The 16,242-nt window shown below is 68.0% G+C and carries 13 protein-coding genes; 7 read left to right on the plus strand and 6 right to left on the minus strand.

Going from position 1 to position 16,242, the window contains the following annotated elements; genetic code table 11:
* Positions 1 to 26 precede the first annotated feature (26 nt).
* Positions 27 to 1,244, plus strand: a complete 1,218-nt coding sequence (locus ACIRGA_RS15140; RefSeq protein ID WP_400941195.1) for a hypothetical protein — start codon at positions 27 to 29, stop codon at positions 1,242 to 1,244.
* Positions 1,245 to 1,543: 299 nt separating this feature from the next.
* On the opposite strand, the gene ACIRGA_RS15145 is transcribed toward ACIRGA_RS15140, so the two are convergent.
* Positions 1,544 to 3,622, minus strand: a complete 2,079-nt coding sequence (locus ACIRGA_RS15145; RefSeq protein WP_400941197.1) for a tetratricopeptide repeat protein — start codon at positions 3,620 to 3,622, stop codon at positions 1,544 to 1,546.
* 741 nt (positions 3,623 to 4,363) lie between these two features.
* On the opposite strand from ACIRGA_RS15145, the gene ACIRGA_RS15150 reads away from it, so the two are divergent.
* From ACIRGA_RS15150 to ACIRGA_RS15170, 5 genes are all read left to right on the plus strand, one after another.
* Complete coding sequence (locus ACIRGA_RS15150; protein WP_400941200.1) at positions 4,364 to 5,518, plus strand: Cys-Gln thioester bond-forming surface protein; 1,155 nt, start codon at positions 4,364 to 4,366, stop codon at positions 5,516 to 5,518.
* Between the two features lie 446 nt (positions 5,519 to 5,964).
* Positions 5,965 to 6,099 carry a hypothetical protein gene (locus ACIRGA_RS15155; RefSeq protein ID WP_400941202.1) on the plus strand — a complete coding sequence of 45 codons (135 nt, stop codon included), beginning with the start codon at positions 5,965 to 5,967 and terminating at the stop codon, positions 6,097 to 6,099.
* A complete protein-coding gene (locus ACIRGA_RS15160) occupies positions 6,087 to 6,512 on the plus strand; it encodes a hypothetical protein (RefSeq protein ID WP_400941204.1) in 426 nt (141 codons plus the stop codon). The genes ACIRGA_RS15155 and ACIRGA_RS15160 overlap by 13 nt, the downstream gene beginning before the upstream one ends.
* A gap of 89 nt (positions 6,513 to 6,601) precedes the next feature.
* Positions 6,602 to 7,912: a lipase family protein gene (locus tag ACIRGA_RS15165; protein WP_400941207.1), complete on the plus strand. Its 1,311-nt coding sequence runs from the start codon at positions 6,602 to 6,604 to the stop codon at positions 7,910 to 7,912.
* 87 nt (positions 7,913 to 7,999) lie between these two features.
* A complete protein-coding gene (locus ACIRGA_RS15170; RefSeq protein ID WP_400941209.1) occupies positions 8,000 to 8,644 on the plus strand; it encodes a TetR/AcrR family transcriptional regulator in 645 nt (214 codons plus the stop codon).
* Here ACIRGA_RS15170 and ACIRGA_RS15175 read toward each other — a convergent pair.
* From ACIRGA_RS15175 to ACIRGA_RS15185, 3 genes are read right to left on the minus strand one after another with little or no spacing between them, the layout of a single operon-like run.
* Positions 8,641 to 9,489 carry an SDR family NAD(P)-dependent oxidoreductase gene (locus ACIRGA_RS15175; protein ID WP_400941211.1) on the minus strand — a complete coding sequence of 283 codons (849 nt, stop codon included), beginning with the start codon at positions 9,487 to 9,489 and terminating at the stop codon, positions 8,641 to 8,643. The two genes, ACIRGA_RS15170 and ACIRGA_RS15175, sit on opposite strands and share 4 nt — an antisense overlap.
* Entirely contained in the window at positions 9,486 to 10,385 is a 900-nt protein-coding gene (locus ACIRGA_RS15180; protein WP_400941213.1) for an alpha/beta fold hydrolase, read from the minus strand. Before ACIRGA_RS15180 ends, ACIRGA_RS15175 begins: the two co-directional genes overlap by 4 nt.
* Entirely contained in the window at positions 10,382 to 11,875 is a 1,494-nt protein-coding gene (locus tag ACIRGA_RS15185; protein ID WP_400941216.1) for a flavin-containing monooxygenase, read from the minus strand. The genes ACIRGA_RS15180 and ACIRGA_RS15185 overlap by 4 nt, the downstream gene beginning before the upstream one ends.
* An 89-nt stretch (positions 11,876 to 11,964) precedes the next feature.
* Here ACIRGA_RS15185 and ACIRGA_RS15190 point away from each other — a divergent pair, with 89 nt between their 5' ends.
* On the plus strand, positions 11,965 to 13,209 hold the full coding sequence (locus ACIRGA_RS15190; protein ID WP_400941218.1) for a PucR family transcriptional regulator: 1,245 nt from the start codon (positions 11,965 to 11,967) through the stop codon (positions 13,207 to 13,209).
* A 5-nt stretch (positions 13,210 to 13,214) separates the two neighbouring features.
* On the opposite strand, the gene ACIRGA_RS15195 is transcribed toward ACIRGA_RS15190, so the two are convergent.
* The gene (locus ACIRGA_RS15195; protein WP_400941221.1) at positions 13,215 to 15,848 is read right to left on the minus strand and encodes a caspase family protein; all 2,634 of its coding nucleotides are present in this window, start codon (positions 15,846 to 15,848) and stop codon (positions 13,215 to 13,217) included.
* Positions 15,845 to 16,177 carry a hypothetical protein gene (locus ACIRGA_RS15200; protein ID WP_400941224.1) on the minus strand — a complete coding sequence of 111 codons (333 nt, stop codon included), beginning with the start codon at positions 16,175 to 16,177 and terminating at the stop codon, positions 15,845 to 15,847. Before ACIRGA_RS15200 ends, ACIRGA_RS15195 begins: the two co-directional genes overlap by 4 nt.
* Positions 16,178 to 16,242: the final 65 nt, after the last annotated feature.

The following is a 16,242-nucleotide window of genomic DNA, read 5'->3' on the forward strand; positions in this document are numbered from 1 at the left end:
ACCGGAGTTCGATCGAGGGGAATTTCATGACCGAGTTATCGTGGGTCCGCAGTCCGGTGGCTGGTTCCGATCAGCACTGGGCGACACGCAAGGGCGTCAAATCCGTGCTGGTGATGATCCCGCACATCGTCGCCGGAAACCGGCTCCTCGATCTGCTCCCGCTCTTCGAGGCCGACCACCGCGTCCAGGCGACCTTCACCGTCCCGGAGTGGGAATCCTGGCGTGCCACGCACGATTTCGTGGAGGCCCAAGGCGGAATAGTCCTGCCTTGGGCGCAGGCCAAGCGCGGTGAATACGACCTCGTTCTCGCCGCAAGCCAGCGCGGCATCGACGAAGTCGCGGGGCCGGTATTGCTGGTCCCGCACGGCGGCGGATTCGGCCAGTACCGGCCGTGGCGGCCCCCGGACGCCGGGCCCGGCTGGACTCCCCAGGTCGGGCTCGACGCGGGCCAGCTGATGCGGGAAGGACGGGTGCGCGCCGACTCCATCGTGCTCGTCCACGATCGCGAGAGGGACGTCCTCGCCGAGACCTGCCCTCCCGCGGTCCCCGCCGCCGTCGTCGCGGGTGACATCGCACTGGATCGGCTCGTCGCCAGCCTTCCCTTTCGCGATCACTACCGGCGAGGTCTCGGCGTGACCGACGACCGGCGCCTCGTGGTCGTCACCTCGACCTGGTCCGACCGGTCGGCCTTCGGACGGCACCACGACCTGTTCGAACGGGTGCTCAGCGAACTTCCCCCCGAACAGTACCGGGTGCTCGGGGTCCTTCACCCCCAGATCTGGTCGCACCACAGCCTTTGGCAGATCCGCACCTGGCTGGCCGACAGCCTGCGATCCGGGCTCGAGCTTCTGCGGCCCGAAGGCAGCTGGCGGGCCGCCTTGATCGCTGCGGACCACGTCATCGGCGACTACGGCTCCGTGACCGGCTACGCGGCCGGCATCGGCAAACCGGTGCTCCTGGCCGTGGACGGCACCGAACCGTTGCTGCCGGGCACGCCCAGCGCCGTCATCGCCGAACACGCGCCCCGCTGGACGCCCGGCAGTTCCCTTCTCCCCCTGCTGTGCGAGGCGGAGTCCACCGGCGTGGCCGGGCAGGTCCGCGAGTTGCTCTCGTCCCGGCCGGGTCGTGCCGGCGCGATCCTGCGCACCGAGATGTACCGGCTCCTCGGCCTGCCCGAACCGGCCAGGGCGGTCCCGGTGTCGCCCGTCCCGATGGCGGAGGTGCTGCCATGCCTGCCTCTGTAGCGCGGTTGCGCGTCACTGCCGGGAGCTGTCGCGTCGACGCCGGGGGAAGCTCGTTCCTCCTGTGCGACGCGAACGACGGAACCCGCGCCTCCCTCGCCGACGTGCTCGTCCACTCAGGACCCCACCTGGTCGCGGACGCCCGCGGCGTGATCACGAGCGATTTCGACCGGCTGCCCGGTCTCACGATCGTCGCCGTCGCGTGTTCTCCCGGGCGCTGTCTCATCGGCGACCGCACGGGAGACGTGGTCGCCATCCCGTGCGAGTCCGCCGAACTGGCGGGCGCGGGGGCCTACGTGTGGTCACTCGCCGGACGCCGGCTCCGGCTGCTGCGGCTGATCTCGCCGTGCGTCCAAGGCGTCCAGCCGGGCACGGACCCGCTCCACTCGCAGCCCGCCGATCGGACCGCACAGGTCCAGCGCCTTGGTCAGCCGGCCACGAGCGGCGCCGAGATCGCCCTCGAGCTCAGCGACCTCGGCGAACGCCACCAGCACATCGGACTGATAGACGGCCGAACCTGACTCGTCGAGCACCGCGGCGGCGCGTTCGAGCTCGCGTTTCGCCGCGGTGATCTCGCCCGCCCGCGCGTCGATCCGCGCCAGCGACAGGGTGACCTCGGCCTCGCCCTTCACATCGCCGATCTCCTTGAACAGCTCTTGCCCGAGGCGCAGGTGCCGGGCGGCGTCGGCGGTCCGGCCCGCCTGCAGCAACGCCTCGCCGATCCGGCGGTGCCGTTGAGCGACGCCGCGGTCGATCCCGAGTTCCCGCTCGATCACGAGGCTTTCGCCGAAGAACCCGACCGCCCGCTCGAAGTCGCCACGGCCTTGCGCCGCCATGCCCAGCTGGTCCAAGGCCACGGACTCGTTGTGGCGGCTCCCGGCTCCCCTCGCCAGCTCCGCCGCCTCGAGGCATTCGCTTTCCGCGGCTTCGAACCGGCCCAGATCCAGATAGGCGCGGCCCAGCTGGCACCGCAACCGGGCTTCGGCGATCGCGTGGCCGCACCGGCGTGCCGCGGTGATGCCGGCCTCGTGCGTCCGGATCCAAAGCCGATAGTGCTTGCGATAGAGGAAGAGTTCCCAGAGGGCTTCGCACAGTTGCCAGGCGAGCTCGTCCTGCCGCAGCGCGGACGTCTCTTCGAGCACCTCGATGATGTCGGGCAGCCGTTCGTCCAGCCAATGCAGGGCTTCGGCACCCGTGGCGAACAACGCCGGCGCGTCCTCGTACCGGGCGCGCACGGTACTGACGCTCCAGCGCATCGGGATCACCACCATGTTCGCCCGCGTCATCCGGTGCAGGTACCAGTCCGCGATCCGGGCGACGACTTCGAGCCGTTCGTCGTCGGGCAGCGCCCGTGCGTGCAGCCGCACCAGATCGTGGAACCGGTAGCCACCCTCGGCGATCTCCTCGAGGAGGCTGGCGTCCGCCAGCTCTTGGAGCCCGTCCGCGGCCTCGTGTTCGGAAACCCGCGCCGCGGCGGCCGCCGCCCCCACTTCGATCGTCGGCCCCGGGTGCTCGCCGACCAGCCGGTAGAGCCGGGCCGCGTGCGGCGACAACGCCGAATAAGACGAGTCGAAGGTAGCCGTCAACGACGCCTCACCCACCGGTGACAGCTTCGTCAGCCGCACCCGTTCGTCACGGAGCTCCGCCACCATCCTGGCCACCGGCCACTTCGGCCGGGACGCCAACCTCGCACCCGCGACCCGGAGCGCGATCGGCAGCCGTCCGCACAGTGCCGCCAGTGTGGTCACGTCCGGGAGTTCACCGGCCACCCTCGACCTGCCCACCGAACGCGTCAGCAGCTCGACGGCGTGTTCCTCCGGCAGGGGCGCCATGTCGACGAACCGCGCGCCCTCCGCATGCAGGCCGTCCAGCCGCAGCCTGCTGGTGACCACCACGACACATCCCGACGAAGCCGGGATCAACGGCCGCACCTGGGCGGCCGAGATCGCGTTGTCCACCACCAGCAGCAGCCGCATCCCCGCGGTGGTGGTCCGGAACAGCGCCGCCTGTTCGGCCAGTTCGACCGGCACCCGCTCCGGAGGGACGCCGAGCGCGCGCAAGAAAGCTCCGAGCGCGTCCTCGGGCGGCACGGCCGTCTCCGGTGAGAACCCGCGCAAATCCGCGTACAGCTGCCCCGACGGGAAACGTCCGGCGTTCCGGACCGCCCAGGTGACCGCGAGCGCGGTCTTGCCGACACCACCGGGCCCGACCACCACGGTCACCGCCGGCGACCGATCGGCCGATTCGTCCTCCTGGCGAGCGGCGGCCGAGTCGAGCGCTTCGAGCTCGACGGTCCGGCTGGTGAAATGCGCGGGGACCGGAGGCAACTGACGGGGGATCGGCGTGCCGGAGGGTGACCGCGAACCGAGGTCATCTCCCATGACCACACCCCGGCGGGCAGCGATCCGGCCGCGGTTCTTCACGTTCGAGAACAGAATCCCACGACGAACAGAATCGTGGCTCACGCGTCAAAGATCGCATGCTCGTGTCTCCCCGCACGACCGTTTTCTTTTGTCCGCGCAATTCCCGGACACGGTTTCACGTCGTGCCACCCCGCACGCCCCACCCGAGAACTCCGGCGAATACCCGAACCTCCCTGTCTACCTCGCCGTGCGGGATCTCTCCCGGCGAGCCCGGTACATCTACCCGAAAGAACCAAGGCATCGGCCACCTGGCGCCGGATACAGGAGGCATGGACGACATCACCACATACAGTGATCTCCGACACTCCCGCCGCCATTCCACCACTTCCACGGCCGCAAACAATCGCGAGAAAGAATGCCACCGGAATCGATCCCGAACATCCCGGACGGTTTCGGTGTCGGTGCGATTCTCCGGCCGGGCGATCGCGCGGCCGGCCCATCCCACGGAGCGTGACCGCCCCGGGTCCCGCCTGGCAGCGAGGTCATCTACTCGCCCAAGATCGTTTTCCCGTCGTTCACTCTTCTATCGGGGCAATTCGGACATGGGCCATACCCCCGAGTAGCCACATGTGTGACTTCTGTATGCTCCGCTCTCGCTCGATGGGATTAGTCATCCCCCATCCGGGCGAGCCGTTGCGGTCGGGGCCTGTGGTCGCACGCGGCACTGGCATTCGTGGTCCGTATTCGGATGGGAGACACATGCACGGCAGGTCTGTTCTGGTTCGTGGCGGGATCGCGGTAGCCACCGCGGCCGTCGCGCTGACGATGGCCGCTCCGGCCGCCCTCGCCGACGACGGCGCGGCGCGGGGCCGGGTCGTCGAAGGCTCCGGCACCGAGGGTTTCAGCGTCAACTTCGAGGGCGGGCAGCACTACGTCACGAAGCTGTTCGGGCTGAAGCTTTCCGATGGCAGCAAGCTCAAGATGTACTGCGTGCAGGTCGAGGTCGGCATGCGCACCGATCAGGACATGATCGAGCGCCCGTGGAACAAGTACCCGGACGCCGCTTCGCCGTTCAACAAGAACAACTCGAAGATCAACTGGGTCCTGCACCACGGCTACCCGGCGGTCGCCGTGAAGGGCATCGAGAGCGCCCTCGGCAAGGACGTCAAGCTGACCGACGGCCTGTCCGTCGAGGAGGCCGTGACCGCGACGCAGGCCGCCGTCTGGCACTTCAGTGACGGCAAGGACCTCGACCGCAAGAAACCGCTGCCCTACGAGAGCGCCGAAGAGTCCGCCGACGTGCTGGCCGTCTACGACTACCTCACCGGCAAGCAGAACGTCGGCATCGGGGCGCAGCCGAAGCCGACCCTCGACATCGGCCCGGCCAAGGCCTCTGGTGCGACCGGCACCAAGATCGGTCCGTTCAGCGTCGCCACCAACGGTGACATCACCGAGCTGACCAGCAAGCTGCCCGAAGGTGTCAAGGTCACCGACGCCGACGGCAAGGAGATCAAGGCCGCGGCCATCAAGGACGGCACCAAGGTCTACGTCGACGTTCCCAAGGACGCCAAGGACGGCAACGGCTCGTTCTCGCTGAAGGTGAGCGGTCACCTCGACACCGGCCGCCTGTTCGTGGGCGAGAACTACGCCAAGGTGCCCGCGCAGTCCCTGATCGTGGCGGAGTCCGAGAAGACCTCGGTCGTCGCGAACGCGACCGCGAGCTGGCAGCAGGGTGGCGCGCCCGCCACCGACACCCCGGCCCCCACCACCCCCGGTGGCGCCGAATCGGGTGGCGGCAACGAGCTGGCCAACACCGGTGCCTCCGCGACCATGCCGCTGGTGATCGGCGGCGCGCTCCTCGGCGCGGGTGTGCTGATGGTGCTGCTCGTGCGCCGTCGCCGTAGCGAGGCGTAAGCAGCGAACGAAGCAGAGGCGGGGCCGGTCCATTGTGGACCGGCCCCGCTTTCGCGTTCAGGTGGCACGGTCGCGAATGGCGATTCGGGTTAGTGCCAATGGCCGCGCCGTGAAGGCCTCCTTGAGGGACCCAGAGTCCCTCAAGGAGGCCTTCACGGACTCGATGATCGCCATGTACGCCCCATGCGCACCAGCAGTAACAGCGGCTGCGCGTGAAGGCCCCCTTCCCTACGCCTATACAGGAAGGGGTCCTTCATGTACTACATGCGGCCACGGGCGCCGGAACGTGGCGGGTCGCGGTAGTGCGTGCCCGGCGTGTGCCCGAAGGCGCGGCGGAAGACATCGATGAACGCGCTCGTGGACGACCAACCGCAGGCATGCGCCACTGCGGGAACGTCATACCGAGGTCGGCTTTGAAGAGCCGGTTGTCGGCCGGGCGCGCTTGCGTGGACGTGTACCAGGGCTCGGTCGCCGCGCTGGTTCCGTTCTTCGCCGCCGAACGCGCCTACGGATACGCGGCAGTGTCGGGCATCGTGCTCGCCGCCTCGCTGCTGTCATCGGTGGAGCGGTGGGCACGCTAATGGGAAGCAGGCTGGCCGGACGCCTGGGCCGTGTCACCGTGATCCGCTGGTCGTACCTGGCCACCATCGGCGCGGTCGCGGGGGTCGTGTTCGTGCCGGGCCCGGCCTTCTTCCCGTTCGTCCTGCTGGCCGCGGTGAGCCTGTACATCCCGTTCTCACTGCAGATCACCCTCTCCCAGGACTACCTCCCCACGCGGGTCGGCACCGCCAGCGGCGTCACTCTCGGCCTGACGGTCAGCATCGGCGGTCTCGCGAGTCCCGTCATCGGAACGGTCGCCGACCACACTTCCCTGCGGACGGCCTTGATCCCGCTGATCGCACTGCCGCTTTTGTGCTGGATCACAACCCGCACCCTGTCCGAGCCGTGCTCCGTCCAAACGGGAGCCGAAGAAAGGTCGATGGCGCGACGATAAATGATGTACGACCCTGTACATCATCGGTTACCGGCTGGTAGGTTCCGAACATCCAAAACGTGATCCACTTCATGATTCAAAGGGGAGTCATGACCCGAAAGCCCGCTCGACTGCTGGCCGTCGCGATCGCCCTCATCGTCGGTTTCGCCGCCGCGCCCGCCGCCTCCGCCGCCCCTACGACCGACTCGTTCTACAGCTACGACGGCAGCGAACCGTTGTCTTCATACAGCCCCGGAACCGTTCTGAAGACCCGGACGCTCAATTACCACGTGATCAGCATTTCCACGCCGCTCAAGGTGACCCAGCTGCTCTACCGGACCACCGACGCGCAGGGAAAGCCGTCCGCCAACGTCACTTCGGTGCTGCGCAGCCTCACCGGCGACAGCACCAAAGCCGTTTCGTACCAATCGTTCTACGATTCGCTCAATCCCGAGCACGGCCCGTCGAGGGCGATCGCCGGTGACGTCTCGCTCGGCGGCCTGATCGCCAACGCGGAATCGCTGTTCATCGCGCCCGCGCTGTTGCTGGGCTACAACGTCGTCATCCCCGACACCGAAGGCCAGCAGGCGAATTTCGCCGCCGGGCCGGAATACGGGACGAACACCCTGGATTCCATCCGCGCCGCGACGAGGTCGCCGGGGGCGGGAATGAACGACAAGACCCGGTTCGGGCTCATCGGCTATTCGGGCGGTGCCATCGCGACGGGCTGGGCGGCCGGGCTCGCGCGGGATTACGCGCCTGAGGTCGACAAGAATCTCGTCGGTTTCACCGAAGGCGGCGTGCTCGTCAAGCCGTCGCACAATCTCAAATACGTCAACGGCAGTGTCGCGTGGACCGGTGTCATTCCGATGGCGCTCATTGGGGTCTCGCGCTCCTTCGGCATCGATCTCAAGCCGTACGCGAATTCTTACGGACTCCAGGTGCTCAAGGACATGGAGAAGGCGTCGATCGTCGACGCGCTCGGCCGGTATCCCGGGCTGACGTGGGAGAAATTCGTCAAACCCGAGTACGTCAACCCGAACAAGGTGCTGCCGTACGTCGAGGCCGTGAACAAGATCAACCTCGGCTCCGCACCGACGCCCACCGTGCCCGGCTACATCGCGCAGGGCAACAACGGTGCCCTGGAAGGTACTTTCGGCAATCCGCCGGGGATCGGGACCGGTGACGGCGTGATGGTCGCCGGTGACGTGCGCTCGCTCGCCCGGCAGTACTGCGACACCGGCAACAAGTCGATCAAATACGACCAGTACGACCTGTTGAGCCACGTCGGGGCGGCCGTCGCCTGGGCGCCGCAGGCCATCGGCTGGCTCAACGACCGGTTCGCGGGCAAGACCGCGCCATCCAGCTGCGGGAAGATCGCGCCCGGGAACTCCCTTGCCCCGGAGGTGCCGGTCAGCTGACCGCTCGGTCCGTGAAGGCCTCCTTCCCTACCCTGACAGTAGGGAAGGAGGCCTTCACGGATTTCGGAGACCGGTACGGTGCGGCACGTGACCGAGCACCGCAAGCTGCCGAAGGGGCCGCACAACCTCAGCCGCGACGAGGTCGCCGGAACCCAGCGGGCCCGGCTGATCGACGCGGTACTGGAGAACACCGGCAAACGCGGCTACGTCGCCACCACCGTCGGGCACATCACCGCGACGGCGGGCGTGTCACGGACCTCGTTCTACGAGCAGTTCACCGGCAAACAGGACGCGTTCCTCGCCGCCTACCGCGCGATCACCACCGAGTTCATCACCCAGGGCGTCGCCGCGGGCGCCGAGGCCGCCACTCCGATGGACGCCGTCGCCGTCTGCTGCGATTTCCTCGTCGACTACGTGCACCGGCGCCCCACGGCCGTCCGCGCCGCGCTGCTGGAGATCTACGCGCTCGGCGACGCGGGGCTCGAAGCACGGGAGAAAACCTTGCGCGCCGGGGAAGCCGTCTTCGATCGGACGGCGGAATGGCTGCGTGCCACCGATCCCGCGCTGCCGCCACCGCCGCCGTTCACCGCGCGCACGGTCGTCGCCGCCACCATCGAGCTGATCACGCAGGCCATCTGGATCGGCACCGAAGACGCCTACGGCCAAGCACGTGAAGCCGTCCGCTACACCTGGCTGCTCGGCCTGTTCGGGCACCGGAGCGTCGATGCCTAGCGAGCGAGACGCCGCCGTTCGAAGTCGACGATCAGCTTCGGGTACCAGCGCGGGAGCAGCCGGACGAGCCGGTCGACCAGTTTCGCGTCGTTTCCGACGAGCACCCGCGGTTTCCCGGCCTCGACCCCGTCGAGGATGATGCGCGCGGCCTGATCCGCCGGCATCTTCAGCAGCTTTTCGTTGTACACGCGGACGCGTTCCCGCTGTTCGGCGGTGGGCTCGATGCCGCGGGCCTCGGCTTCCTTCAACGCCGCCGAGGCGATGCCGGTCTTGACGCCGCCCGGGTGGACGACCGTGACCCGCACCGGATGTCCGCCCGCGATCATCTCCGTGCGCAGCGCCTCGGTGAACCCGCGGACGCCGAACTTGCTGGCGCAGTAGGCACTGAGCGTCGGCTGGGCCAGGAAACCGTTGAGGCTGGAGACGTTCACGACCTGGCCGTCGCCGGAGTCGATCAGATGCGGCAGGAAGGCCTTGGTGCCGTTGATGACGCCGAAGAGGTTGACCGCGAGCGTGCGGTCGTACAGTTCCCATTCGGCGTCGAGCACGGTCTGCCCGCCGCCGGCGATCCCCGCGTTGTTGTAGATCTGGTGCACCACACCGAACTGCCCGGCGACGGTGACCGCGTACTCCTGGACGGCCGCCCGGTCGCTGACGTCGAGCGCGGCGCCCTGCACTTCCGCGCCCAGGGCCTTGACCTCTGCGACGGTCTCGGCCAGCCCGCTTTCGTCCACATCGGACACCGCGACCCGCGCTCCGCGCCGCGCGAGTTCGAGGGCCAGCTGACGGCCGATGCCGGAACCGGCGCCGGTGACGACGGCGACCTTGCCGCGAACGCTGCTCATCGGGTTTCTCCTGCCGGGTCGAGGGCCACTTCGGCGGTGAGCTCCACGAGCCTGTCGACGAGGTCCGGGGCGATGTGATGCCCCATGCCGGGGATTTCGACGTAGCGGGCGCCGCTGATGGCCTTCGCGGTCGCGCGACCGCCGGTGTGGTGGACCATGCGGTCGGTGTCGCCGTGGACCACGACCGTCGGGCAGGTGATGCGGCGGAGTTCGGCGGTGCGGTCGCCACTGGCCTGGATCGCGCCGATCTGGCGGGCGATACCGCTGCGGGCACGCCGTCCCCCGGCGCGTTCCCACAGGCCTTCGGCCCAGGCCGTTTCGACGTCCTTGTCCAGCGGGAACGTGGCCGAACCGAGGTGGCCCATCAGCGACAGGTGCCCGGCCACGGATTCTTCGACCGTCCGGGCGGGCCGCCTCGCCATGCGCACCAACGTCGACTTCGCCGGCTGCCCGACGCGGCGATGTCCGGTGGTGGAGAAGATCGACGTGAGCGACAGGACGCGATCGGGGTTCCTGGCGGCGACGGTCTGGGCGATCATGCCGCCCATCGACATGCCGACCAGATGCGTCTTCCGGACGCCCAGGTGATCCAGCAGGCCGACGGTGTCCGCCGCCATGTCCCCCAGGTCGTACGCGCCGGGCAGCGGTTTGGCCAGCAGTTGCCGAAGCTTGCCCGGATTCGGCGCCTTGATGCGATCCGAACGGCCCGCGTCCCGGTTGTCGAACCGGATCACGCGGAAGCCGCGGCCGGTGAACCCCTCGATCATCGGCCGCGGCCACGACGTGAGATCCAGGCCGAGGCCGGCGATCAGCACCAGCGGTACACCGTCGGCCGGGCCGTCCTCGCGATAACAGAGCCGCGGGCCGCCGGGGAGTTCGGCGAAATTGTCGGTCACGAGCTCACCGCTTCCCGAACCTTGGCACGCGAGAAGTGCAGCTCCGGATCGGTGATGTCGTCCGCGCGCAGCAACTTGATGTCCGAGTGGTAGCTCATCGACGTCAGCCACGGCATGCGGTCACCCTGACGCGGGAGCTGGTCGAGAGCCCTCTGGACGTACCCGGCGGCGAAGTCCAGGAACGGCCGCGTCGGCATGTCCGGATCGGCGAGGACGGGACGGCAGACGTCGTAGCCGCGGGTGTCCATATGCGTCAGCAGGCGGCAGAAATGCTCGCACAGCAAGCCGATCTTGAGCGTCCACGACGAGTTCGTGTAGCCGATCGCGAACGCGGCGTTCGGCACGTCCGAAAGCATCATTCCCTTGTAGGCGACGGTTTCGGACATGATCACCGGTTTGCCGTCGACGGTGAACGCCGCCCCGCCGAACACCTGGAGGTTCAGTCCGGTGGCGGTGACGATGATGTCCGCTTCCAGTTCCCGCCCGGATTCGAGCAGGATCCCCTTCTCGGTGAAGGTCGCGATCTTGTCGGTGACGACGTCGGCCTGCCCCTGCCGGATGGCGGCGAACAGGTCGCCGCCGGGCACGGCGCACAGCCGCTGGTCCCACGGGTCGTACGGCGGGTTGAAATGCTCGTCGACCGGATAGCCCTCGGGAAGCTGCTTCTTGTTGACGTAGCGGATGAGCCCGCGGGCGGTCTTCGGGAACTTCTGGCAGAACTGCCAGACCGCGAGCCCTTTCCGGATGTTCTTGCGGCGGGTGAGCGCGTAGGCCCGCTCGTCGCCGAGGATCTTGCGCAGGCCGTTCGCGATCTTGTCCTCGCGCGGCACCGGCATGACGTAGGTCGGGGTGCGCTGCAGCATCGTCACGTGCGCCGCGGTCCCCGCCATCGCCGGGACCAGGGTGACCGCGGTGGCCCCGCTGCCGATCACGACGACGCGCTTGCCCGCGTAGTCGAGGTCCTCCGGCCAATGCTGCGGGTGCACGATCGTGCCGGCGAAGCGGTCCCGGCCCTCGAAGCGCGGCGTGAAGCCCTCGTCGTAGCGGTAATAGCCGCCCGCGTTGAACAGCCAGCCCGCGCTGAGGCTGGTGCGCTCACCGGTGTCGGTCCGCTCGATCTCGAGCAGCCAGCGCGCCTCGTCACTCGACCAGGCGGCCGAGAGCAGCTTGTGGTGGTAGCGGATGCTGGGTTCCAGGCCGTTCTCGGCGACCGTTTCGCGCAGATAGGACAGGATCCGGGGCGCGTCGGCGATGGACTGCTTGTCCCGCCACGGCTTGAACTCGTAGCCGAAGGTGTGGAGGTCGGAGTCGGAGCGGATGCCCGGGTAGCGGAACAGGTCCCAGGTGCCGCCGGACGTGCCGCGGGCCTCCAGGATGGCGAACGTCTTGCCCGGGTTCTCGGTCTTCAGGTAGCGCGCGGCCCCGATCCCGGAAATCCCGGCACCGATGATGACCACGTCGAGGTGCTCGACGGGTGTGCTCGTCGTCATGCGGTACTCCAGCCTCGTCTCGGTTCCCTCCACGATGCGGGTCCACCGGGGAGTTGCGCTAGCACTATCTGCACCATCATGATGCACTCATGGTGCAAAGTGCCGCATCGCCGTGGCCGACGCTGTCGCCCGAGGCGCGTGACCTCTTCCGGCGAGGGGCGGAGATCGTGCTGCATCCTCGCGCCGAATGGATCGAGGAGCTGCACGAAGCGTCGCTCGGCGGGGACAGCATGCGCGCGGTCGCCGAGGACCCCGTGCTCACCGAAGGCACCAAACGCGCGAACCTGGCGAATCTGCTGCACTGGGCGGCCGCCAACGTGCAGCGGCCCGGTGAACGGGTCGCCGCCAATCTGAACCAGGAGGTGCTCGACGGCGCCCGCGACATGGTGCGCCGCGGCTTCGACTCCGGCGGCCTCGACGCCTACCGGCGGGCGCAAGGAGTGGCCTGGCGGCGGTGGATCGAGATCTGTTTCGACCTCACGTCCGACCCGGTCCTGCTCCGCGAACTGCTCGACGTCTCGTCGCTGTCGATCACCACGTTCATCGAGGACACCGTCGCCGCGGTGTCGGAACGGATGGCCGCCGAGCGCACGGAGCTGACCCGCGGCGCCCACGCCGAACGGCGGGCGACGGTCACGCTCCTGCTGGAAGGCGCGCCCATCAGCCGCTCGCGCGCCGAAGCCCAGCTCGGCTACCCGCTCGCCGGCCCGCATACGGCCGCGATCGTCTGGAGCGGCTCGGCGACGCCGTCGTCCCAGCAGCTCGAAACCGCCGCGGAAACGCTCATGCGGGCCAGCGGCGCTTCACACCGGCTGACGGTCGTCGCCAGCGCCGCCGCGCTGTGGGTCTGGCTGCCCGCCCGGACGCCGCCGCGCACGGACCGGCTCGCCGAAGACCTCGCGCCGCACCCCGACGTCCGGGTCGCGCTGGGGCGGCCCGGCGGCGGGATCGACGGTTTCCGCCGCAGCCATCTGGACGCCGCCGCCACCCAGCGGATGCTCGCCCGGCTCACCTCACCGCAGCAGATCGCGCGGTACCAGGACATCCAGCTGCTCGCCCTGCTCACCGGCGATCCGGCGCAAGCGGGCGAGTTCATCGCCGACACCCTCGGCGAACTCCGGCACGCCGACGCCGAGACCCGGGAGACCGTGCGGGCCTACGTACACGAGCTCGGCAATACGACGCGGACCGCGGAACGGCTCTACACCCATCGGAACACCGTCGTCCGGCGGCTGGCGCGGGCCGACGAACTGCTGCCCCGGCCGTTGGCGGAGAACGCGGTGGATGTGGCTGTGGCGCTGGAAACGTTGCGGTGGCTGGGAAGCGGCGCGTGAAGCCGTCAGTCCCTGCCGCGTTTTCCGAAGAGGGAACGACGGCTGGCATACTCGGCGAGCCCGATCTGCCGCAGGATGCCATCAGTCGCGCCGACCCTGTCGTAGGTCTCCTTCACCCATGCCGCTACAGCCGCAAGCACCACGGGACGCCCCTCGATGCGGAGCGCGTGGACGAAGCTCGCGAGATCGTTCGCGGATCGCCCGGCCAATGCCTTGTGCAGCAAAAGCCTTCCCACCATCTCTTCTTCCTCGTCGAAGAGGAAGGTCACCTCTTGCGCGATGGCCGGAAATCCACGACCAGGTTCCGCGACCTCCGTCAGAAGGGCGTCGACATAGTACTTTCCGTTAGAGGTGGGCAAGAGCCCCTTGATGAGTGCCGCCAGTCTGGTCACCGGCTGCCCCGAAAGAAGACGGAGCGTCAATTCTCGCGATCTGGAGGGGCTTTCCGCCATTTCGCACTCGACTGACAAGAATTTGACGGGGCCGGATCGGACGGTCAAGAACATCAGATGCTTCGCGTCCGCCGCGGACAACCCGTTCAGCAAGGTCACGAGTCCCGGGCCGTCGCCCGTTTCGACGATACTCGCAAGCATCTGCTCCTTGGCCTGTGCATCAAGACCTCGGAAGATGACCGGGACCATCTCGTTCCCCGTCGTGAACTTCGTCATGACCCGGTCTGCGAACTCCCGCGCGATGGCCGGATGCGCAGCCGCCAGCATCTTCATCAACTGAGCCACATCATGCTGCTCACGTTCGCTCGACACACGCAGGACTCGCTGCCGGTCACCCACTGAACACAGCCGGAGAAGGTCGACGACCGTTCCCGGCGGCGCCTGAGCCGCCGTCCCTTCCAGCAATTCCTTCGCGAGGACCGGCCAGCCCTCGTCACGAAGCGCCGCGATGATCTCCTGAATGGATCGAGCGGACCTGCTCACCATCCCTCGCAAGCAGAATCGGTGTGCCGCGTCGTCGAGTTCGCGCGCCCTCAACTCGGCCACGAGAGTGATCACGTCGGCGTTCGACAAGACTTCAGCCGCTCGAGTCAAGACCCGTTCAGCGGGGCCTTCCTGACCGACACTCCAGAAAGCGAGTGCGACCTCGAGAACCTCCCGGCTCGCAGTTGTCCTGTCGATAACCGCTTGCGCCAGCCGGTCACCATCAGCCGTCCGCCCCGCCTCGATCATCGCGTGGCAGAGTTGGGCCACGACCTCGGGCGGCCGCGACGCCACCGTGTCTGCGGAAGCCGCGTACAAACCGAAGGCCGTCTCTTCTCTGCCCACGGACCGCAGCTCGTCGGCCAGCGCGAGTACCGCCGACGCGGGCAGCTTGGTCACGGTGCGTTCGATCAAGCTGTCGACCTCGTCGCGAAGTCCGGCGACCCAAAGTGCGTTGACCAGATCGATCAAAGACGATGAGGCCTGTGCGGAGTCGAGTGCCGCGTCAAGCAGCTCCACGAGGTCGCCCCCGCGACCGTGTTCCTGCAGCAGATGCGCCAAAGCGGCCGCGTCACCGACCGCACCGTGTCCGGCCGCACGGATCAGAAGGCTCGCCTCGCTCGGTAGATCTGTGTCGTGCAAGGCGTTCACGATCCGCAGAACGTCATCGGGCTCGCGCCGCCCGGCCGTCGCGAGCACGTTCACCACATCAGTGGTCGCTCCCGAACGACGAAGCAACCCGACGATCGCCGCGACCTCTTGATCCGGCCGCGTCGCGGCGCAAGCGGCAAGGATCTGCTGGGCGAGTTCATCCTGCCGGCGCGCCCGTAATTCCTGTACCACGGCGTACATGTCAACAGGGCGGTGCCTCAACGAGGCTTCGAAACCCTTCGGCATCTGCGGAAGCACCCGCTGCTCGACCCGCGGCCGTTCCACCGGCGCGCGCTGTCCGATGCCCCACCGATTACGCACGAGCGCGATCGCCCTGCCGTCGTTGCGGCTGCGTTGCTGCGGCACGGGGAAGTGCCGGGCTTGCAGATCCGCCTTCATGTGATGGAACAGCGTCTCCATGTCGAGAAGGGCTGGGCCGTCGGGCAGTCCGCGAGTCAGCTTGTCGACGAGCGCACCGGTGAACGCGGTGTAGCGCTCGCCTGGCGGTGCCAATGCCTTGCGTGTTTCGGCCGTCGCGGTCATCAAGTACGTGCCGTCCACCCTCGCCTGATCCGCCAGATCGTCTACCGAACCGCCCATGCCCCCTTGAAGGGCTCGGCCGCTGTAACAGCAGTCGAGCAGCACGACTTTGCCGTAGCAGGACAACGCGGTCCCGACAACTTCGCGGCGGATGTCGTCGTAACGCACCGCCCGGTACAGCCGATCGTTGTCGGCTCCCGGCAGCGCCAGGTACAACTCGAACCTGTTGTCCAGTAAGCCGTGTCCCGCGTAGTAGAACAGCAACGCGTCAGTGGCTTCCGAAGCGGCCTGGTGGACGGCATCAAGCACCTCGTCGGGGGACGCTGGATTGAGCAGGGCGACACAATGCTCCGCAGGCAGTCCCCACAATTCCGGGTCGGTCATCGCCTCGTGCAACGTCGCGATGTTGTTCTCGACGCCAGGCAGACCTTCGAGTGTCGTGTACTCCGAGACACCGACCAGTACGGCCCTCGACTTTCGCGGATCGGGAAGCTGCGGCCGGTACACCGTCACTCGTCATCTCCTGGCCGACTGAATGGCAGATCCAGGTTTCGGAGCATGGCGCGCTGCTCCGCGGTCACCTCTCCTTCGATCGTGATGGTGAACGGCGGTGTTTCCTTGCGGGAGCGAAGAAAGTTACCCCAAGCGATGCCCAAGTTCGCCAAGCCGGTCAGGGACCCGATGGACATGCAGATGACCTCGAAGACCCCCATCTCCCCCGTGGCCCGCGCCCCCGCGAGGTTGATCGTCGCGGACCGCGCCACGTCGACGTCGTCGCGGAGCCAGCTGTAGAACTCGGTCAGCGCTTGTTCGTCGCCGGCGGCGTTGATCGTCAGTTCCACGGGACCTCCCTCGAACGTGCTACGACTACCAGTCGCGACCTCGGCCCGACGCGTAACAGGAATCC

The sequence above is a fragment of the Amycolatopsis sp. NPDC102389 genome (genome assembly GCF_044765885.1).
In the GTDB taxonomy this organism is placed as follows: domain Bacteria; phylum Actinomycetota; class Actinomycetes; order Mycobacteriales; family Pseudonocardiaceae; genus Amycolatopsis.

What these genes read in the sequence shown, in the direction of transcription:
- ACIRGA_RS15185 (WP_400941216.1), bottom strand. Translation starts at nt 11,875, where the DNA reads ATGACGACGAGCACACCCGTCGAGCACCTCGACGTGGTCATCATCGGT.
- ACIRGA_RS15140 (WP_400941195.1), top strand. Translation starts at nt 27, where the DNA reads ATGACCGAGTTATCGTGGGTCCGCAGTCCGGTGGCTGGTTCCGATCAG.
- ACIRGA_RS15190 (WP_400941218.1), top strand. Translation starts at nt 11,965, where the DNA reads ATGGTGCAAAGTGCCGCATCGCCGTGGCCGACGCTGTCGCCCGAGGCG.
- ACIRGA_RS15165 (WP_400941207.1), top strand. Translation starts at nt 6,602, where the DNA reads ATGACCCGAAAGCCCGCTCGACTGCTGGCCGTCGCGATCGCCCTCATC.
- ACIRGA_RS15150 (WP_400941200.1), top strand. Translation starts at nt 4,364, where the DNA reads ATGCACGGCAGGTCTGTTCTGGTTCGTGGCGGGATCGCGGTAGCCACC.
- ACIRGA_RS15175 (WP_400941211.1), bottom strand. Translation starts at nt 9,489, where the DNA reads ATGAGCAGCGTTCGCGGCAAGGTCGCCGTCGTCACCGGCGCCGGTTCC.
- ACIRGA_RS15145 (WP_400941197.1), bottom strand. Translation starts at nt 3,622, where the DNA reads ATGGGAGATGACCTCGGTTCGCGGTCACCCTCCGGCACGCCGATCCCC.